Raw genomic sequence first — 21248 nt, forward strand, 5'->3', positions numbered from 1 at the left:
TTTTATGTCTAAAATTCAGTGAGTGCAAAAATTGGGCTACTCATAACCCGAAGGTCGTCGGTTCGTTCTTCATAAATTCTGGCTCCCGCAACCACTGAAATCAAGTAATAATGAATCGACACTCTATATGAGTGTTTTTTTATGTCTAAAATTCAGTGAGTGCAAAAATTGGGCTACTCATAACCCGAAGGTCATCGATTCGTTCTTCATAAATTCTGGCTCCCGCAACCACTGAAATCAAGTAATAATGAATCGACACGCCTAAAGCGTGTTTTTTTATGCCTGAAATTCAGTGAAGATCTTGATGTTGCTATATAACCCGAAGGTCGTCGGTTCGCTCTCCATAAACTCAGGCTCCCGCAACCACTGAAATCAAGTAATAATGAATAGACACTCTATATGAGTGTTTTTTTATGCCTGAAATTCAGTGAATACTTGATGTTGCTATATAACCCGAAGGTCGTCGGTTCGTTCTCCATAAACACTGGCACCCGCAACCAACTAAAATAAAAATTAAGAATGAATAGACACTCTATATGAGTGTTTTTTATGCCTGAAATTCAGTGAAGATCTTGATGTTGCTATATAACCCGAAGGTCGTCGGTTCGCTCTCCATAAACTCAGGCTCCCGCAACAACTGAAATAAAGTAAGACAAATTAAATAGGTATTGTTGATGAGTGCTTTTTCATGGCAGTATTTTCAGAGAACCTAGAGCTTTGACTATTTCCAAAGATCAGGATCTTCTTCTGGACGGGAATCTTTTCTGTCTAATACCTGCGAAAAGCGATTAGCAAAGATACCTAAGTAGCCCCAAGCAGCGAAGAATAGTGCGATGGCTAAAATTACTAAGCCGATGATTTGTAAGCTGTAGTGGCTATAATAGCCGAGGGTGATTAATATCACGGCTAGCACAAACAGTGCTAAGCCGCGTAAAAAGCGCTTTAAACTGAGCTTAGGCTCTGAACCTAAGCGATATATCAGCGGCTTTAGCATGACTGCCTACTATTAATAGTAAGAATGATCGCCAGCTTTGTGATCAGTAATATCAGCAACACCGGTGATTTCATCGAACTTAGCAATCATTTCTTTTTCAATGCCTTCTTTTAGTGTGACATCGATCATAGAACAACCATTACAGCCACCGCCAAATTGAAGAACAGCAATACCTTCAGCAGTTACTTCTACAAGGCTTACTTGGCCGCCATGGTTAGCAAGCTGAGGGTTAACCTCTGTTTCTAACATGTGTTGAATACGTTCGTTAAGTCCTGCGTCATCACCGATTTTACGGGCTTTAGCATTGGGGGCTTTAAGTGTTAACTGAGTGCCCATTTTGTCGGTAACGAAGTCAATTTCAGCTTCTTCTAAAAATGGCGCGCTTTCTGTGTCAACTACAGCATCAAAGCCGTTAAAAGGAAGACGAATATCGGTGGCTTCTACTGCATCTTCAGGGCAGTAAGATACACCACATTCCGCTTGTGATGTGCCAGGGTTAACAACAAATACGCGAATATTTGTTTTTTCAGCTTGGTCAGCTAATAATTTTGCAAAATGCGATTGTGCGGTTTCGGAAATAGAAATCATAAAACAACTATACTTGACTAAATTACTCGGATACTGGTTATCATACTCCGCTCATCGCGTTGTCGCCAGTGTTGAGCGTAAAAATTTGGCATCTATTTTAAGCAATGGTAGCGTGCAAACATTGATCATTTACTGAGTGTTTTCTATGCGTTTGATAATAACAATCTTTACACTATTGCTAAGCTTTTCTTGTTTAGCACAACCGCTTTCATATTATTTCAATGATGATGTGAAATTTGATCCAACTATTCCCACTCCAGAGCAGGTTTTAGGCTATGAAGTCGGGCAGTGGCACGTACGTCATGATCAACTCGTTCGTTATATGGAAATATTGGCACAAAAAAGTGACCGTATTAATTTTGAAGTCATTGGTCGTACCCATGAGCAGCGCCCGCTCGTTATGCTAACTATCACCGCAGCTGATAAGTTGGCGAATGTGGAGCAAACACGTAAGGCGCACTTGGCGCGTTTAGCCGATCCAGAAAAAGCCAAAGAAACCGATCAGCCAGCGGTCGTTTGGATGGGTTATAGCGTTCATGGCAATGAATCTTCTGGTAGTAATTCAGCCTTGCTGGTGGCTTATTATTTAGCTGCGGCGCAAGGTAAAGAAATTGATACGCTATTAAATAACACGGTTATTTTACTCGATCCTTCATTAAACCCCGATGGTTTAGCACGCTTTGCGAATTGGGCGAATAGTAATCGCGGTATGAACTTATCGTCTGATCCACAAACTCGGGAGCATATTGAAAGCTGGCCAAGTAGCCGTACTAACCATTACTGGTTTGATTTAAATCGTGATTGGTTGCTGCTACAACACCCTGAATCTCGTGCTCGTATTGCTAAGTTTCATTACTGGAAACCCAATATTCTTACTGATTTCCATGAAATGGGTCCCAATAGCACTTTTTTCTTTCAGCCAGGTATTCCATCACGTAAGCATCCGATCACCCCTGATGAAAATGTCAGTCTCACGAAGGCAATAGGTAACTATCATGCTAAAACATTGGATGAACACAACGCGTTATATTTTACCGAAGAAAGCTTTGATGATTTTTACTATGGCAAAGGTTCAACTTATCCAGATGTAAATGGTGGTGTGGGTATTTTATTTGAGCAAGCAAGTTCTCGTGGTCATCTGCAAGAAACCATAAATGGACCGCTGAGTTTTGCATTTACGATTAAAAACCAGCTGCTTACGAGCCTATCTACATTTCAGGCTGCGATAGATAATCGCCAAGCATTACTCGATTACCAAGCTAGTTTTTACAATAATGCTATAGAGCTTGCTAATGATGAAGATGATAAAGGTTATGTAGTGCAAGGCGGTGCAGATACAACACGTAGCGCACTTTTTTTAGATTTATTGAAACAGCATCAGATCAAAGCTTATCCACTTAATAAAGCAGTAAAAGCGGATGGTAAGAATTTTTCTGCGAAAAGTTATTTTGTGCCATTAGCCCAGCCGCAATATCGCTTAGTTAAAGCCATTTTTAGTGAGCAAAAGCGTTTTGTTGATAACACTTTTTATGATGTATCCGGTTGGACGTTAGCCCATGCTTTTAACTTGGAGTTTGCAGCAATCAAAAGTGGCTGGGGCTTAGACGTTAGTAAAAATGCATGGCAACAGCCTGAAAAACCACAATTTGCTGCGTTAGATGCACAGTATGCGTTTGGCTTTAAATGGGATAATTATTTAGCTCCGAAAATGCTTAATAAATTATTACAGCAAGGTGTGCAAGCTCGTGTGGCGCTCAGCCCGTTATCAGCTAAATCGCTTGCAAGTACACAGGAATTTGCTGCGGGTAGTATTATTATTCCTGCTGGGATTCAAAAAAATCCGCAATGGGTGTCGTTATTAAATAGTGCACAAAATGAGTTTGGTATTGCGATTACGCCTATTACTTCTGGCTTAACGGCAAAGGGTGTCGATTTAGGCTCGCGGACGTTAGCGGTAGTTAAAGCGCCTAAAGTATTACTCGTTGGTGGCCAAGGGACTAGTCAATATGAAGTAGGTGAAGTGTGGTATTACTTAGATCGCTTTGTTGGTGTGGCACCTACCATTGTGGAAATGGAACGTTTTGGTGATCTTGAACTTAGTGATTACAGTCACATTGTTTTGGCTCATGGAAATTACAATAAGCTTTCAGATGCTGACAAAATAGCAATTAAAACTTGGGTACGTAAAGGTGGAGTTATTTGGGGTCACAAAGGTGGGGCTAAGTTTTTAGTCGATCAACAACTATTAAAAACCAGTTATTTATCACGCCGAGATGTTGCCAGCGCCTTCAAAACGGATGGCTTAAACTATGGTGATAAAGATCATCTAGCTGGGCGTCAACGTATTGCTGGAGCGATATTTAATACTAAAGCCGATTTAACGCACCCACTTACTTTTTCATTACAGCGTGACACCTTACCAGTATTTAAAAATAGTACTTGGTTACTTGAAATGTCGGCTGCACCATTTGTAAATGTGTTGCAGTATACGCAAAAGCCATTACTAGCGGGCTTTACCGATGATGTGAATGTTGAGCAAGTAGCGGGAGCGGCTGGTTTAGTGGCACATTCGTATGGTCGTGGCAGTGTGATTGGTATGACAGATGATCCGGTATTTAGGGGCTATTGGTACGGCACCAGTCGTTTATTGAGCAATGCATTGTTTTTTGGTCACACATTTAGAGCGAATGCCGATTAATTAGCTTAAGTATTAATGTCCTAATGGTGTTAAGCAGGTTACAAATGCCCAAACTTGCTTAGCACCAGCCTTTTTAAGGGCGACGGTAGCTGCATTAAGAGTTGCTCCTGTTGTCATCACATCATCAATTATAGCAACTGTTTTTCCGCTCATATCGGTATTACATATAAATGCGCCATGTAAGTTTTTTACTCGTTTAGCTTTGCTAAGTGATGACTGTGCTTTGGTTTTCTTTGTACGCTGTAAACTCTGAGAATCAATATTTTCATTTACTAAACATGGCAACCAGCATTGTGATACTTGGTTAAAGCCTCGCTTTAAAAAACGCTGCTGATGTAGAGGTAAAATAATAAATAAATCTGGCCATATTTCGCTATTTTTTTTACTAACAGTCAGTTGTTGGCTAATAATTAACGACAATGCGTTTTTATAATGAATCTGGTTACTAAATTTAAGTTGCGTGAGCCAACCATCAAAAGGGGGACGATACCACGCGCAAGCGAACAGGTAATCGAATTGGCAATCAGGAAATAACTCAACCACATCTGGGCGATACAGTAAATTAGCATGTGTGGTTATATCTAATAGCGGCAAATCAGCTAAACAATGTTCGCATAAACTATGTTTGGTACGGATAATACTTTGGCATTGCACACAAAAAGAAGGAAAAAACCAATCGCCCAGCTGTTGAAAACATTGATGAAAAGCAGTCATTGCATTCATTCCCTCAAACGCTATTATGAGTGCTAAGTTTGGAGCAAGGTTATAAAAAATGCAAAATGAGCTGGTGTTATTACATGGTTGGGGGATGAATCAAGGCGTATGGCAGTTGATCTTGCCGGAGCTTCAATTTATGCATAACGATACAGTACGCAGTGTTGATTTACCCGGTTACGGTAATAATCAAACATCGCCAAAGCCGTATACTTTGCATGCCGCTGCATTACAATTAAGCAATCAATTACAGCCAAACACTACCTTAATGGGCTGGTCTTTAGGTGGTTTATTTGCTCTTTATATTGCAAAGCACTGGCCTGAAAAAGTCGCGAAAGTGATATTAGTTGCTGCAACTCCATTATTTGCTGAAGGCGATGATTGGCCAGGAATAAAAGCAAATGTATTAGCTGCATTTAAAGAGCAGTTAGTCACTCATCGCGAGAAAACCATCGATCGCTTTTTGGCAATACAGGCGATGGGCAGTGAAAATGCCCGAGATGATATTAAACAACTTAAACAGTTACTCAATGAATTTCCGGCTCCACAAGAGTGCGCATTAACTGCTGGTTTGGATATTTTACAGCAAGATGATTTACGCGATGCTTTTGCCTGTTGTCCAGTGCCGATCCGTGCAGTATTTGGCCGTTTAGATGCATTGGTACCGTATCGCGCAGTAACCAAAATGAAAGTTTTAAAACACGATTTTGAGTATGAAGTGATCGATAAAGCGTCACACGCACCTTTTATATCCCATAAAAAAGAGTTTTTATCTGCCGTCAAATCAATGCTTTGAAAAGTAACTTTACGGTGGTTTGAAAAACTCTGTAGTAAAGCTTTATTTTGACTGTTTTATGAGCGATAATTAACCAATATATCATTGGTGGAGGTGTTGTATGCCAATCGGATCTGTGTTTAATAACGGTGTTGAAGGTTTTAATCGTGCCAGTCAGGGTATAGAAAAAGCCAGCGCAGAAATAAATCGCGCCAGCATTGAGCAACAAGACGACGCTCAGCTTGCCCAACAGCGCCAGCTGCAAGCTGCTCGTCCGGAAGAAGCGGTAACCGCTCCTGTGTCACAACCACCACGTATTGATGAAGCCTTGGTCAATTTAAAGGTCGAAGAGTTTAATGCCAAAGCCAATACGCAATCAATTCAAACCGCGGACGAAGTACTGGGGACTTTGATTGATATTCGTGTTTAATTTGCCATGAACATTGTCACGCCATTTCCAAATATTAATATAAACACCGCAAATGTTTATACGGAAACCGCTCGGCGTGACAACCAACTTCGGGAAGTTATCCCGCCACCTGCAGCTACAAAACCGACTAATGCTGAAAACAAAGCGCTCGGTGATAATGAAAAAACTAAACAACCCGGTACAACTGATACCGGCACTTATGATGCCAAGGGTAAACTTGCCGACGAAAAAGTAATTCAAGAGCGTCAGCAGGGAGATGCAGAGCAAAATCCAGAGCAAAATGAACAGCAACAACAAGATAAAGAGAAAGAGGCAAAGCAAAAAGAGCAAGTAGCTCAGCAAGAGCAACAAGACGCTGAGCAAATTAAAGAGTTAAAAGCGCGTGATACTGAAGTACGTATTCATGAGCAAGCTCATTCATCAGTTGGTGGTCAACACGCAGGTTCGCCAAGTTATGAGTACCAACGTGGACCTGATGGTACCAATTACGCTGTTGGCGGCGAAGTACAAATTGACGTTGCTGAAATAGCAGGTGACCCGCGAGCTACAATAGAGAAAATGCAAACGGTACGTGCTGCAGCTTTAGCGCCGGCAGAGCCTTCTGGTGCTGATCGTTCGATTGCTGCTGATGCCACTCAAAAGCTCGCTGCAGCGCAAGCAGAGCTTAGTAATATAGACAGTGATGATGAAAGCAGTACGCAATCAGCATCGTTCAAAGTAGATAACGAATTAACAAAGGATGAGAAAGTTGCAACTACTGCTGAATCAGAAACCGCAACGGCTAAGCGCGATATTGAAGTTGAGCAGCGTGCAGGTCGCATTGCGCAGTTTTATCAAGCCGCCACCTCGCCTTATGGACAGTCTGGCTTTTCTGCAACCATATAGTTGCTCCCTCGTAATATGTGTTTCCTCAATTTAAATCCAAATAAATCATTTTTTAAGTGTGGTTATTCACATTTATTTACCTAAAGATGTATGCAATTAATTGTGAAATATTACTGTAACTGCTATTTTCCCTACGATTTTTATTATGGAAGACAATTAAATGAAATATGCAGTAATCGCAGTCGCAGGTGCTTTATCACTTTTTTCAATAACAGCGGTGGCGAATGAAACGGCTGGCTTAAGTTATGACTATGTCGAAGTTGGCTATGCAAAAATGGACGTAGATGACTTGGATGAACTTAGCTTTGATGGTTATGCAGTTAAGCTTAGCAAGCAAGTAAGTAGTAATTGGTATCTAACCGGTTTATATGCAAGCACATCAGATGATCTGTCAAATAGTGTCTCTGAGGATTATCGTGATATCTTTCAAAACGGTGAGTATGTCGGAACGTCACAGTTATACACTGAAGGAAAGCTAGACGCTGAATTTACTAGATTAGAGCTCAGTGCGGGTTATATTCAACGTTTATCTGCAGTTACCAATTTAGATTACAGTATCAATCTAGGTAGACTGAAGTACAGCACTGACTTCATAAACCTCGTCGAAGAAAGGTTTAATGGCCAAGTATTCTCATCGTCAGAATCAGCTTACTCGGACTCAGATAGTGCTGATATCCTCTCTGCTAATGTGCAAGTTAGGCATTTAGTCACGGATAAATTCGAAGTAAATGCAGGCTTAGGTTACGAGCGTTTACATGATGAAGAAAGTGACAATAACGTTGTTTTAAAAGCGGGTTTTAATTACACCTTGACTGAAAAAGCAATTTTAGGTGCTTCATACCGTTACGTTGATGAGTATGCTGATATTGCAGCGACCTTACGTTATTACTTTTAAATCAGATTTAAATCGCAGAATAGAAAACGCCACAAACTGAGTTTGTGGCGTTTTTGCTTAAGCGTTATTTTTTCACTTTTGCATTTGCGAAGGCATCTGCAAATGCATTACCCATCATCGCATTACCGGTATCGCGTGTTGGTTTAGCGGCACGAGGTTGCTGAGCATTGTTACGATTATTAGCTTGCGGCTTTTGACTGACTGATGGAGCAGGTTTATTGCTGGTATCAATGTCATCGTCTAAACGCATGGTAAAACTAATACGTTTACGGGCAGCGTCAACTTCCACTACTTTTACTTTTACAATATCACCTGCTTTAACTACTTCACGCGGATCAGAGATAAACTTATTAGTAATCGCTGAAATATGTACTAAACCATCTTGGTGCACACCCACATCAACAAAAGCACCAAAGTTAGCTACGTTTGAAACCACGCCTTCTAAAATCATCCCTGGCTTTAAGTCACTGATTTTTTCAACACCTGCTTTAAACTCTGCTGTTTTAAAATCAGGACGAGGGTCGCGTCCAGGTTTATCAAGTTCACTGATGATGTCGGTAACCGTTGGTAAGCCAAATTTATCATCAATGTAGTCATTGGCAACTAACTTATTCAGCAGCTCTGAGTTACCAATTAGGTTATTTACATCGAGACTATTTTGTTCACAAATGCGTTTAACGATAGGGTAAGCTTCCGGGTGAACTGATGATTTATCAAGTGGGTCGCTGCCATTACTAATTTTTAAGAAACCGGCGGCTTGTTCAAATGCTTTTGGCCCTAAACGCTCTACTTTCTTTAGCTCTGAGCGTTTAGTGAATGAACCGTTAGCATCGCGATAATTAACAATATTTTGCGCTAAGGTTTTATTTAACCCTGAAACACGCGCAAGCAATGGCACTGAGGCCATATTTAAATCTACACCTACCGAGTTCACACAATCTTCAACAACAGAAGTCAGAGTTTGCCCTAGTTGGCTTTGTGATACATCGTGCTGATATTGACCTACACCAATTGACTTAGGCTCCACTTTCACAAGTTCAGCCAGTGGATCTTGTAAGCGACGCGCAATTGAAACCGCACCACGTAACGACACATCTAAATCAGGAAACTCATTAGCAGCAAATTCTGATGCTGAATACACCGATGCGCCAGCTTCACTGACCATAATTTTATTGAGTTTTAGCTCGCTATTTGCTTTGATTAATTCAGCAACCAGTTTGTCTGATTCGCGTGAAGCGGTGCCGTTACCAATAGCGATTAGTTCGACTTTATGTTGGCGGCATAACTGCTCTAGCGTTCGTACTGATTTATCCCAATGATTTTGTGGTGCATGTGGGAAGATAGTTTGTGTGGCTAATAACTTACCAGTGCTATCAACAACGGCAATTTTACAGCCAGTGCGCAGACCAGGATCTAGGCCCAATGTTATGCGAGGCCCAGCAGGGGCAGCCATAAGTAAGTCTTTTAAGTTTTTAGCGAACACATCGATAGCGCCTGTTTCGGCTTTTTCACGCATGGCTGCTAAAAATTCGTTTTCTAAATGTAAGCCTAGCTTAATTTTCCAGGCCCACTGCACGACAGTGAGTAACCAAGGGCTGGCTACTTGGTTGTTAATATCAAGGCGGTAATGATCGGCAATCATCACGGCACACATATGGGCCGGGTTTTCTGAACTTGGCTCAGGGTTGATTGTTAACTGTAGAATACCCTCGTTGCGCGCGCGCAACATAGCTAAAGCGCGGTGCGAAGGCACTTTTTTAAGCGCTTCTTGATGCTCAAAATAATCGCGGTATTTAGCGCCAGCTTGTTCTTGGCCTTTGATTAAGCTTGCTTCGATTTGACCGTGCTGACTGATGTGACTACGAAATTTGGCGAGCAGCTTGGCATCTTCAGCAAAGCGTTCCATTAAAATAAATTTAGCGCCATCCAGAACTGCTTTTTCATCAGCAAAGCCGGCTTCTGCATTTAGGTAGCCAGCGGCTTGTTGCTCAGGATCTAAAGAAGCATCATTAAATAAAGCATTCGCTAACGGCTCAAGACCAGCTTCAATAGCAATTTGTCCCTTAGTGCGGCGCTTAGCTTTGTAAGGTAAATATAAATCTTCAAGTTCAGTCTTGCTGTCCGCATTATTAATATCGGCAGCTAAGCTGGTGGTGAGTTTATCTTGCGCTTTAATCGTCGAAAGAATGAAGGCTCTACGTTCTTCCAGCTCTCTTAAATACGATAAACGCTGCTCTAACAATCGTAATTGGGTATCGTCTAAACCACCCGTTACTTCTTTACGATAGCGGGCAATAAAAGGCACTGTTGAACCTTCATCGAGTAATTTTGTAGCAGCTATAACTTGTTGCTCTTGAGCATTCAGCTCAGTGGCTAAACGTGCAGAGATATTGCTCATGCAAAAACCTTATTAAACAATTTGAAGACCAGAACGATAGTTTTGGCGTAATTAATTGCTTGAATAATATCACAGCAGGGCTTAATAAAAAGGCCTTAAAGTATGCTATTTATATACTTTAAGGCCTTTTAAAGAGGTGGTTCAATTAAACATGTATCAGTGCTTAATGGGGGTGTTCAATATGTTGCATTACTTCACTAAAACTGTGCGCGATAGGTGTGATATGTAACGGAATTTGTAATGTTTTAGCAATTTCTCGAGCTGAAATTAAACCACAAATTTCATTATGTGCGGTAGTAACCAGTAAAAACATAATACCGTTTTGTTCCATTGTTTGTAGTGCATCACCAATACAAGCATAGCTTAAGCTTTGCATACTTACGCCAGTTAAGTGGCTAAGTGGTGTCATTACATGAAGTAAGTTAACTTCGTTGCGAGGTACATTTAAGCGCTGTGCTAAAATCATAATTTTTGAGCTTTGTAGATCCGCACTAGATGCTATACCAAGTAATTTTTCTTTGTCATCTACTACTAAAATAAAGTCTGTATGTTGGCTAGTGATCTGTTTTAATGCATCAACAATGCTGGTTTCAAAATGAGCACGTAGCGGGTCTTTTTGAGTAAAATTATTGACCATTTTCAAAGCCGGAGACGTTAAATCAATTAACGGCTGAGTGTCACGGTAAGTGTGAGATAAAACGCCTTTAGAAATGTCTTGAGTACGAAGTTCTTTAAAGTTAGCCATAGTAATCACCAATTATGTTATTAAATTTAATCAAGTTTTTAAGCGATAAATTAAATAAAATAAGCCGGTGGTCCACGCTGATACGCATAGCTAAAAGGTTGTACGAAAGTGGTACTCACATAAAGTGATAAAATGTTTTCAGGGAGTGGTTGAAGCACCCTGATAGAGATCCCGTCAACGTGTGTGTCTAAGTCAACGTCAAGATTAGCTTGGTCAGGAATGTCACAAGCAACATAGTTTGCGGTTGGGGATAAATGGTCGTGGTCGTCAAAACCTTGAGCAATTACAGTCAAACTCACACTCATTAAAAGTGTAAATAACACGGCATTACTTACTATGCGATGTATTACGTTTGACATAACTACTACCTTCTAATATTCAACTCAAGCGCGAAATGCTTTACTTGAGTACTTTTATTTATAGTCTACAAATTCACTTTAGACAATCAATAATTAACCTTATCTGAATAATGAGAAGCGAGGAACTATCGTTTTACTGAGGATTTATGAAGCCCCAGGGTAATTGATACTGTTAACGTACCACTCTTTTTTGCCCTGCGGAGTTGTAACATAAAACTCATCATCCACTTGTTTTTTCAATAATGCGCGCGCCATCGGCGAATCAATCGAGATATAATCTTTGCGGTCATAAATCTCATCAGGGCCAACAATGCGAAACTTCAGCACTTCACCTTGTTCATTTTCTATTTCGACCCATGCACCAAAAAACACTTTACCAGCTTGCTGCGGCGAGTAATCAATTATTTTTAGATCTGGCATGCGTTTGCGTAAATACCGCACGCGACGATCTATTTGTCTTAACAAACGTTTATTGTACTGGTAATCAGCATTTTCTGAACGGTCACCAAGGCTAGCAGCCCAGCTCACTATTTTGGTGACTTCAGGGCGTTTAACATTCCATAAGTGGTCGTGTTCTTGTTGCAGCTGTAAATACCCTTCGCGGGTGATTAAATTAGTTTTCACGTTTAAATTATTACCTTGAGAAACACCTAGGCAAGGTATAAAAATCTTGTTGGCTTGTCGAGCTGATTTTTGTTCTCGCCAGCATTTTTGTGGGCTTGAAATGTTCAGTAACAATCTAGTGACCTAATTAGTTTTTTATTATCATGTTTTTCATTTATATTAATCATAACAGTACAGAAAAATAAGAATGAAAGTAATGGGACATGAAACCACAAAAGTATTAGTCGTTGATGATGATATGCGTTTACGCAGCTTGTTAGAGCGCTACTTGGTAGAACAAGGATTTATTGTGCGTACAGCTGCTAATTCAGAACAAATGGATCGGCTGTTAGAACGTGAAAACTTTCACTTGATGGTACTTGATTTAATGCTACCCGGTGAAGATGGCTTATCTATCTGTCAGCGGTTACGCCAAAAAGAAAATGAAATTCCAATTGTCATGTTAACGGCTAAAGGTGATGAGGTTGATCGTATTATCGGTTTAGAGCTTGGTGCTGATGATTACATCCCGAAACCATTTAACCCGCGTGAATTATTAGCGCGTATTAAAGCTATTTTGCGTCGTCGTTCAAAAGAAGTGCCAGGTGCACCGTCAGCAGAAGAAAATCATATTTCGTTTGGTGAGTTTTCGCTTAATTTAGCCACCCGTGAAATGAGCCAAGGCGACAAAACCATGTCGTTGACCAGTGGTGAGTTTGCGGTATTGAAAGCGCTTGTTACACATCCACGAGAGCCGCTTAGTCGTGATAAGTTAATGAACTTAGCGCGTGGTCGAGATTACAGTGCATTAGAGCGTAGTATCGATGTACAAGTCTCACGTTTGCGTCGCATGATCGAAGTCGATGCCGCTAATCCACGTTATATTCAAACTGTATGGGGCTTAGGTTACGTATTTGTTCCAGATGGTGAAAAATAGCCATAATGAGTATGTTTCCCAAAAGTGCATTTGGACAAACGGTGTTTTTAGTGGCGGCACTATTGTTGATCAACCAAGTAGTGTCTTACATCACGGTTAGCCTTTACGTAGTTAAGCCTACTATTGAGCAAGTTAACCTTATTCTCGCAAAACAAATCAAAACTGTGTTTATAGACTGGGAAGATGGCGTTGAAATAAGTGATGAGGTGTCTGAAAAGTTTTTTGAAATAACCGGTATCGAAGTTATGACCCAGCGCCAAGCGATGAGCGAAGGTTTGGCGCAAACTCGTGAATATTCGATGTTGTCGCGTAGTATGTCTGAGCAACTGCATGGTTCAGCCCGAGTGCGTATTAGCCAAACAGATCCGCTTGTTTATTGGGTAGAAGCGCCGCAAGCACCGGGTTACTGGGTTAAAGTACCGCTAACTGGTTTTAAAGAAAATAATCTCGAATTTCTAACCTTTTATTTATCTAGTATCGGCTTTTTAAGTGTACTCGGTGGTTGGCTGTTCGCACGTCATTTGAATCGACCTTTAAAAGCGCTACAACAAGCGGCGGTAAAAGTAGGGGTTGGAGATTTTTCTACAAAATTAGAGGAACACGGCTCAACTGAAGTCATCGAAGTAACCCGCGCATTTAATCAAATGTCACGTGGTATAGCAGCGCTTGAGAACGACCGCCGTCTACTTATGGCTGGGGTGTCTCATGATTTACGTACGCCGCTGACGCGCATTCGCCTTGCTACCGAAATGATGTCGGATGAAGAAGATTATCTGCGTGAAGGGATCATCTACGATATTGAAGACATGAATGCCATTATTGATCAGTTTATTGAGTATTTGCGTCATCACAAACGTGAGGAGTTAGCGCTTGAAGATCTCAACGCGATAGTGTCAGAAGTGGTGCATTCAGAACAAAAACATCAACGCACTATCACTTTTAGCGAAAATCCTAGTATTAATAATATTCCTTTAAGTATGGTGGCAATCAAGCGAGTTATTACCAACATGATTGAAAATGCGATCCGTTATTCGGATGGTGATATTGATGTTGAAACTGCGCTAAGTCGTGATAAAAAATACGCTATGGTGATTGTAAAAGATCATGGCCCAGGTATTCCTGAAAGTGAACTTGAAACGGTATTTGAACCTTTTAAACAAGGCGATGCTGCGCGAGGTAGTGAAGGTAGTGGGTTAGGGCTTGCGATCATTAAGCGCATAGTTGATATGCATGGTGGTAAAGTAAAACTGGTTAATCGCCCTGAAGGCGGTTTAAATGCAGAGGTTTATTTACCAGTCAAAGTGAGTTAGCCGTATATACTATTATATACTTTTATACTACTCGGCTGCTGTCTGCGCTGCCAAAAAGGACTGTTTGACCAGCGTTGCTCTTGAGCGTAAAAATAGTGTTTGTGATCTAAATAACGATGCCAAATCTGTTCTATTTGTTGCTGGTATAGTTTTTTAAATTGTAGCTGGCTATCGTGTTCTATTTTATTGACTATATCGAGTTTTTTCATCAGATCGGCAAGTTGCATCGCACTTGCCATAGCATTAAAAATTCCTTGCGATGAGATTGGGTCAAAGCTCAGTGCTGCATCACCTAAAGCGGCCCATTGTTGGCCTGCAAAACAATCTAAGCGAGTGGAGTTCGCGCTGACGATACCGTGCAGTGTTATTGGCTGTTGGCATACATCGAGAATCTTCGCTTGATTGGCATAACATTGCGCATGTTGAGTAAATAATTTTGCATCACGCTGTAAGCCTTTGGTCAGCAAATCAGGGTCCGTTTGAAATGCTAAAACACGACGTTGGTTTGGTAATGGTGCACTGTACCACCAGCCGTTTTGCGTGGCACAAATGCTGCCTAGTTGATTTTCAATAGTATTAGCCACGGTTGCCCAGCAAGATATTAGACGGTCATGTTGTTTGCGAGCGGTGTATTTTTTTGCAAAATGAGCCTCTCGGCCTGTGGCATCAATTACGAATTGACTCGCAATGTTGATTGTTTGCTCTTGTTGTAACTGTGTTAGTGTTATTTGCCAGCGTTGCCCTTGGTATTCGCTGTGTGCTAATTTGGCAGGCCAAATACAGCGGACACCCCGTTGCAGCGCTTTTTCGCGTAAAAAGCTCTCAAATACTTGACGATCCAAGCGCCAACCCAAACCATCCGGGTTACTGAGATTATCAGTAACATAGGGTGTTGATTGGCCCCAACTTATTTGCAATCCTGCATTGTGTAAATGCTGTGGGGTAAGTACGTTGGCCACCAGTTGGTTTTCAAATTCAGTTAACAAATCTAACTGTTGTAAAATACGCCGTGCGGCAGGTGCTAAGCATTCACCAATTCGCTCTTCGGGCATCTCAGACTTATCAATCAAAGTAACTTGATATGAATCACATAAAGCAAGTGCGGCGATACAGCCTGCCACACCTGCACCAATGATCACAACATCCGTTTGTAATTCGGTCTCTTGCAGCATTGCTTTAGCGTCCTTTGTTGCGATGAAAGCGGCTCGCTTTTTCAGTAACACCTAAGTTGGTTTGACTACGATGTGAAGCATGCTCAGCCGAGAGAGTCGCTTTTGTATGCTTTATCGCTTTACTCGCTAAGTTAACTTGTGCCTCATCTTGTGGATTGTTGGGCAATATACCAACCTGCATTGCGCTAGGAAATTGTGCATCGCCTATTACGCCGATATGCGGTTGTACAATCGCAAGTTCAGCAAAGTTGTCTATCATACTATTGATTTGGTTTGTATATGTGGCAGGATTACCGTGCAGAGGTAAATCATCAAGCCAATCAGTACGATAAGCAAAAGCCTGTTGACGAGTACTGTCAGGTAATGAGGTATCAAGCACTTGTTGATAGCGGAACTGATTCATTATTTGATTTGGCACTCGAGCAGGCCAAAATGTCGGTAAAAATGGATCGTACTCAGAGCTGTAGCCATCTCTACAGCTCGCGGTATCAGTTTGCCAAGGAATAGCCATCCAGCGTGTTATCCCGCCTGCTACTTGACCACCAAATAAAGGTCCTTGCGCGAGGGTATAAACGTCGCTATTCATCACAGGACCATAATAGTAACGGTCACTTTGTAAGTCCGCTTGGGCGTGTTTGAGTCGAAATGCCGACATATACATGCCTGCAGTTCGCATTGGCCAAGTCATTTCACAGCCCGGGTGAAATGCATCAGCAAGGCAAAACTCCATCGCGCCGCGAGTAAGTAGTTCTGGCTGCTCAGCAATTGGATAATCATCTAACGCGGTTACATTTGCATGTGCCGGACAAGCTGATTGAGGGGTGTAATCATTAATAAAATCACCTTTCACCCATTGCTCTAAAAAGCTCAACTGCAAATTTGATAGCGTTGCATGCTGGCGCACTGAGCCCGTGGGAGGAATGCTAATCGCATCGCCATACAGCCAAGGCCATAGTTGTGGAGCTTGCGCACCGGGAACATCAAAACGACGAAAGTTATTAGACAGTGTACGGCGTAATTCCTGATAGGCAGGAGATGGATCGCTAAGCTTTTCTAGCCATTCATTCGTGGTGTAATTAAACTGACCCCCCCAGCCAAATGCGCCAGCAAATCCGTCATTAACCCATTGTAAATCCGTCATTCGGGCAAATATGGGTTGAATGTCGTTAGTAAAAGAAGGTCGCTGTGGTCTTGCCAGCATACCAGCATCTACAGCAACGTCGCGCATTAAATCCCACATGGTGCGTACTGATTTTTGCATCGGTGCATAATCCGGTGGCGCGCAAATAACCCAAGCGGGTTCTACTCTTAGCGATATCCCCTGATATACAACCTCTGCTGTAATTGGGCCATCTGAGGTGTCATCATACCAGCCTTCATTATTTGCAAAGGTAATGGCTATATCGCCGTTTACGTTGCGTGACACGCCATGACCACCGAGCATTAGTAAGCGACCGTATTGATCACTGCGCATTTCGCCTAAGTACACATCCTGATCCATAAATTGGCCAATAAACTCATGCTTAGATTTTACGTTTTTGCCGCTTATACTGTGTTTGCCCCCTTTGATTAACAGCTTGCTACGATCGGCTACATTGTTATTACGCAGTAACGATGGCGGCGCATCTGCGGCTTCTGGAATATCTAAAGCAATTTGAAATTCGTACCAGCAGGCTTTTTGATTTGCTAATTCAGCATGCCAAGTAATGTCTGCATTATCGAGGGTTAGTTCTTTTATCGCTTTACCAGCGGCATTAAAACCGTAAATTCTAAACTCAGCTGCTTGGCGCTTTAATGCACCTGTTTTATCTCGGTAACTGTATTCATCAGTATGAGCTATGGGCTGCGGTTGTTGCGGGCCAATAAAGTAGCCTTTTTTACTATTACCCACGCGCATTACACCAATAGGCGGATAAATACCGGCATAAACAATACACTCAGAGTCAGTATCTTGATCTTGCTGTGGCTTAAATTCACTTAACTGTTTAGGCTCTTGTAGCTGCTGACCGTTGGCTGTATGTCGGGCATGAGCACTGGCCGCATAGGCTGACTTTCGAGCCAATGCAATGCTACCTAGAGGCTCATGGGCGGCTAAAGTACGCCAAATATTAAACGCTAAGTTATTACCAAGCTCAGCTTGACCAATCGCGGTAATATTTTGTTGTGCTAAATGCAGCCGTGCAATACATACGTATGGGCTTTCTTCACAGCTCCACACGGCTTGTGCATTATCAAGTGGCATTGTTTTTGGGTTTGTTCTTAATTGTACTTCAAAGCGAAATGTTGCACTGCCTTGACGTAAACGTCGCTGCAAATCTAAAGCGAGGTAATTATTATCGACACTGGGTGCGCCAAGTTCACTGCCTTCAGGCACTAAGCGATATTTTACAATCTGTTGTTCGCCTAATTTGAACGGTAATATTGCCCAATAATTAGCGCTTAAACAGCTTGCTTCAACTTTTTGCATAGCCTGTAAAATATTGGCTGTTTGTATGTGTTTTGGATTATTTAAATAGGCATCATAGTTTTTATCGATCACGCCTGCAGTGGTGAATTGGCACATCTGTTGCGCATTTTTGGTGAAAAATCGATCCATGTTTTGAAAAATAAAATCTGTGGTATCACCTTCGCCAATCAGCTTTGGCCCATCTACTCCAAAGAGCTTCACTGCCAATCCTAATGTGCTGTGTAAATCTGGTGATGATGGTAACGTATCACTTGAAAAGCGCACTGCACATTCGTATTCTTTGCCTGCAAAAATGCCAATTTTAAATTGTGGGTCTATATCTGGATTGATAATAAAGTGGCCGTAAGCGATGCCATGTTGCTTTCTAAATACAGCTCGTTGTGCTGGCTGTTGACCTTTGTCTATACGCGGCACTTGACCAAGGCCAACAAACATTTCAGTTAACCGCTGGCAGGCTAGTTCAACATCTTTGTCATTTGACCAACATGGCACATTGTTAGCAGTTGCTAGCGTTTTAATACTGAGATTTTTGGGTTTCTTAGCCATTATTATATTCCTTATAGTATTGAAGCGGCTCTAGAGGTATTAGCTCTAAAAGTCCTTTTAAGCAAGTTCACTATTATTGAGCTGACTGCACATTTAGTTGTTTATTAGTGCTGCGTAATTTTTCAAAATTATTAAATATATGGCTCACAGCCATGCTTGGTATTCCTACTGTTACTAATTAACTAACTTTTTAATCTGTAAAAGTAGAGCAATAATGGGAATAAAACTATTACACGGTATTTCACGTGCTATTTATAGGATGTGTTAGGTATTTTCAGGGTGGATACAACAGAGCCATTAATATAAGCATAGTTGCTTTTGGTTGCAGTAATGATGATGCCAACAGCTTAATTGAAGTCATGAACTGTAGCATTGAATAATTATTTAGGGGCTAACTCAAGGCGTTAGCAGTATTAATTGGAAGCTGTTTATTTGCCGGTTGTTTATTAAAAAGAAGACGCGAGAGAAACTCACGCCTCCTATTTTCACTATCGACTTCGCGCTATTATAAAGCTTTAAATCTAATTGCTGTGCCGCCGCTGGTGGCAAGTTTAAGCGTTAACTTATCAGCAGCTGTGACTATGCGCTTTTCGATTTTTAAATCGTATGGGTTGTTTTTCCATTCAGCATTATTACCATCACGATAAATTTGTGCCTCAAACTTTTTACCTTGCTCTAAGAAGTCGAGTTTTATCTCTATGCTGCGAGCTTGCTCATCGGTTACTGCTCCTAAAAACCAGTCGTTACCAGAGTAGTTATCACGCTTACGCTCTTTGCGAGCAAACACCACGTAATCGCCAACCTCACCCGCTAGTGCGATACTTTGTTGCCAATCTGTTGGTACGTCTTGAATAAATTTAAATGCGTCCGGTTTGGCTAAATAGTTACGTGGAAGATCAGCGGCCATTTGGATTGGACTATACATTACGACATATAACGCGAGTTGTTTCGCAAGTGTGGTTTGTGGACGATTTGTATCACCACCTAATCCATTAAAACTCATATCAAAAATGCCCGGTGTAAAGTCCATTGGCCCAGCTAACATACGGGTAAAGGCGAGCATTGGAATATGCTCTGGTGGATTTGGCGGTGTGCCCCATGCATTAAACTCTTGGCCGCGAGCACCTTCGCGGGCTATCCAGTTCGGATAAGTACGGCGCAGACCTGTGTCTTTTATCGGTTCATGGGTGTTAATACTGATTTTATGTTTTGCAGCCAGTTGCACGCTGTGTAGGTATTCATTAACCATAAATTGGCCATCGTGCCACTCATGGCGAGCAATGCCGTTTTCATCAATGCGTTTGATGTTGCCGCCATCTGCTACGTAACCTGTTTTTACTTGGCTAACGTTAGATTTTTCGTACAGTGCGTAGGCGTCTTCCATCTGGTTGCGGTAGTTGGTTACGTTGCCAGACGTTTCGTGGTGGCCAATCAGCTGTACGCCTTTTTCTTTGCCATAGCGAGTTAGCTCTGCAATATCAAAGTCAGGGTAAGGTTTGGTAAAACTAAAAACATCACCATTGAAGAACCAGTCGCCATCCCAGCCAATATTCCAGCCCTCGACAAGTACCCCATCAAAACCGTATTTAGCTGCAAAATCCATGTAACGCTTGGTTTCTTTGGTGGTCGCACCGTGCTTTTCACCGCTGCCCCAAGTGTTCTCATTGATATGCATGCCCCACCAAATACCGACATATTTACCTGGTTTAACCCACGATACATCACCGAGTTTATTTGGTTCGTTGAGGTTTAAAATAATATCTGAGTTGATCAAATCAACGGCTTTGTCACCAATTTGAATGGTGCGCCACGGAGTATTAAATGCGCCGTGTTTTTTAACCGCAACACCATCAGACCAAGGCGTTAAGTCGGCTTGTAAAGTCCCTGGGCGACGTTGATTGAGCACCATCCCTGCATAATCAACTAATGCAGCTTCGTGAATGCTCACATGGACGCCATCAGCGTTTTTAAAGGTAAATGGAGTATGTGCAAGAGCAGCTTGTTGCAGTGGAGTGGTGTTATAAACATATTCATAACGGTTCCAACCACGAGCTGGGATCCACCATGCGGTGGCTTTATCCGCACCACTAATTGCAAATTCGGTTAGCTCCTTAGTGATTTCAATGTTTTCAAATCCAGCTTGTTTAGGTACTTCGTAACGAAAACCGACGCCATCATTAAAAGCTCGAAAACGAACCGTGTAAGTGCCGCCTTGTGGCGCTGGCTTTTTAAACGTAACCGCGAGCTCATTATGTTTATCTGTAATAGTTTGGCGTTCACCCCAAGGTTGCTGCCATTGGCTGTTATGTTGGGAGTTGTTGACGTCGGTTATTGTAAAACCTTCAGCAAAGGCGGCTTGTTGTTTAAATTCGAAGCCAAGAGCTGAATTTTCAATAACATCTTTGCCGTTAAAGCTGATTTTATAACTTGGTGTAGCTTGCTGATCCGAAATGGTTATTGTTATATTTCCGTTTGGGGATTGAATTGTCGCGTCTTTAGCAAAACAAGCACTTGAAAGTCCAAGCAGAAGTAGCAAAGGTAATCGCATAGCTGTTCCTTGAGGTGTAACCTAATTGAAGCATTTAGCATAAAGCGCAAGGGCCTAGATTACGAGATGACTGCATACGTATTCAGCTCATTAGTTAGCTTAGGTTAAATATTGAAAAATAATTAACGAGATATTTTTAACAGAATATAATTAACAAAAGATTAATCTAATTGGTTTATAATGA

The 21248-nt window shown here is 41.6% G+C and carries 17 protein-coding genes; 7 read left to right on the plus strand and 10 right to left on the minus strand.

Annotation, left to right across the window (positions count from 1 at the left end):
- Positions 1-721 precede the first annotated feature (721 nt).
- Together H5183_RS17705 and nfuA are read right to left on the minus strand one after the other, a co-directional pair.
- Complete coding sequence (locus tag H5183_RS17705; protein WP_145242551.1) at positions 722-994, minus strand: hypothetical protein; 273 nt, start codon at positions 992-994, stop codon at positions 722-724.
- 12 nt (positions 995-1006) lie between these two features.
- Entirely contained in the window at positions 1007-1582 is a 576-nt protein-coding gene (gene nfuA / locus H5183_RS17710) for a Fe-S biogenesis protein NfuA (protein ID WP_145242549.1), read from the minus strand.
- A gap of 145 nt (positions 1583-1727) precedes the next feature.
- On the opposite strand from nfuA, the gene H5183_RS17715 reads away from it, so the two are divergent.
- Positions 1728-4280: a M14 metallopeptidase family protein gene (locus tag H5183_RS17715; protein ID WP_182732325.1), complete on the plus strand. Its 2553-nt coding sequence runs from the start codon at positions 1728-1730 to the stop codon at positions 4278-4280.
- A 12-nt stretch (positions 4281-4292) separates the two neighbouring features.
- Here the strand turns inward: H5183_RS17715 and H5183_RS17720 are convergent, their stop codons facing one another.
- The gene (locus H5183_RS17720) at positions 4293-4994 is read right to left on the minus strand and encodes a ComF family protein (RefSeq protein WP_149983057.1); all 702 of its coding nucleotides are present in this window, start codon (positions 4992-4994) and stop codon (positions 4293-4295) included.
- Positions 4995-5052: 58 nt separating this feature from the next.
- Between H5183_RS17720 and bioH the strand changes: the two genes are divergently transcribed.
- The 4 genes from bioH to H5183_RS17740 all read left to right on the plus strand — a co-directional run bounded on the left by bioH (position 5053) and on the right by H5183_RS17740 (position 7979).
- Positions 5053-5790 carry a pimeloyl-ACP methyl ester esterase BioH gene (bioH, locus tag H5183_RS17725; RefSeq protein ID WP_145242543.1) on the plus strand — a complete coding sequence of 246 codons (738 nt, stop codon included), beginning with the start codon at positions 5053-5055 and terminating at the stop codon, positions 5788-5790.
- A 100-nt stretch (positions 5791-5890) separates the two neighbouring features.
- Positions 5891-6199, plus strand: coding sequence for a hypothetical protein (locus H5183_RS17730; protein ID WP_145242541.1), 309 nt, complete (start codon positions 5891-5893; stop codon positions 6197-6199).
- A gap of 6 nt (positions 6200-6205) precedes the next feature.
- On the plus strand, positions 6206-7084 hold the full coding sequence (locus H5183_RS17735; RefSeq protein WP_149983058.1) for a putative metalloprotease CJM1_0395 family protein: 879 nt from the start codon (positions 6206-6208) through the stop codon (positions 7082-7084).
- A 160-nt stretch (positions 7085-7244) separates the two neighbouring features.
- Complete coding sequence (locus H5183_RS17740; RefSeq protein WP_182732326.1) at positions 7245-7979, plus strand: hypothetical protein; 735 nt, start codon at positions 7245-7247, stop codon at positions 7977-7979.
- Between the two features lie 64 nt (positions 7980-8043).
- On the opposite strand, the gene H5183_RS17745 is transcribed toward H5183_RS17740, so the two are convergent.
- From H5183_RS17745 to greB, 4 genes are all read right to left on the minus strand, one after another.
- Positions 8044-10377 carry a Tex family protein gene (locus tag H5183_RS17745; RefSeq protein ID WP_145242535.1) on the minus strand — a complete coding sequence of 778 codons (2334 nt, stop codon included), beginning with the start codon at positions 10375-10377 and terminating at the stop codon, positions 8044-8046.
- A gap of 163 nt (positions 10378-10540) precedes the next feature.
- The gene (locus H5183_RS17750; RefSeq protein ID WP_145242533.1) at positions 10541-11122 is read right to left on the minus strand and encodes a CBS domain-containing protein; all 582 of its coding nucleotides are present in this window, start codon (positions 11120-11122) and stop codon (positions 10541-10543) included.
- Positions 11123-11172: 50 nt separating this feature from the next.
- The gene (locus H5183_RS17755; protein ID WP_145242531.1) at positions 11173-11481 is read right to left on the minus strand and encodes a hypothetical protein; all 309 of its coding nucleotides are present in this window, start codon (positions 11479-11481) and stop codon (positions 11173-11175) included.
- A 144-nt stretch (positions 11482-11625) separates the two neighbouring features.
- Complete coding sequence (greB, locus tag H5183_RS17760; protein WP_182732327.1) at positions 11626-12105, minus strand: transcription elongation factor GreB; 480 nt, start codon at positions 12103-12105, stop codon at positions 11626-11628.
- A 196-nt stretch (positions 12106-12301) separates the two neighbouring features.
- On the opposite strand from greB, the gene ompR reads away from it, so the two are divergent.
- Both ompR and envZ read left to right on the plus strand, forming a co-directional pair.
- Entirely contained in the window at positions 12302-13021 is a 720-nt protein-coding gene (gene ompR / locus H5183_RS17765; RefSeq protein ID WP_145242004.1) for a two-component system response regulator OmpR, read from the plus strand.
- A 5-nt stretch (positions 13022-13026) separates the two neighbouring features.
- Positions 13027-14331, plus strand: coding sequence for a two-component system sensor histidine kinase EnvZ (envZ, locus tag H5183_RS17770; protein WP_182732328.1), 1305 nt, complete (start codon positions 13027-13029; stop codon positions 14329-14331).
- On the opposite strand, the gene H5183_RS17775 is transcribed toward envZ, so the two are convergent.
- The 3 genes from H5183_RS17775 to H5183_RS17785 form a co-directional block, all read right to left on the minus strand.
- Positions 14328-15503 carry a tryptophan 7-halogenase gene (locus H5183_RS17775; protein WP_182732329.1) on the minus strand — a complete coding sequence of 392 codons (1176 nt, stop codon included), beginning with the start codon at positions 15501-15503 and terminating at the stop codon, positions 14328-14330. The genes envZ and H5183_RS17775 overlap by 4 nt on opposite strands.
- A 4-nt stretch (positions 15504-15507) precedes the next feature.
- On the minus strand, positions 15508-18516 hold the full coding sequence (locus H5183_RS17780) for a LodA/GoxA family CTQ-dependent oxidase (RefSeq protein ID WP_182732330.1): 3009 nt from the start codon (positions 18514-18516) through the stop codon (positions 15508-15510).
- A gap of 505 nt (positions 18517-19021) precedes the next feature.
- The gene (locus H5183_RS17785) at positions 19022-21064 is read right to left on the minus strand and encodes a glycoside hydrolase family 97 protein (protein ID WP_182732331.1); all 2043 of its coding nucleotides are present in this window, start codon (positions 21062-21064) and stop codon (positions 19022-19024) included.
- Between the last annotated feature and the right edge of the window lie 184 nt (positions 21065-21248).

Origin of the sequence: Pseudoalteromonas sp. SR44-8, from assembly GCF_014163635.1 — a bacterium.
Taxonomy (GTDB): Bacteria; Pseudomonadota; Gammaproteobacteria; order Enterobacterales; family Alteromonadaceae; genus Pseudoalteromonas; species Pseudoalteromonas rhizosphaerae.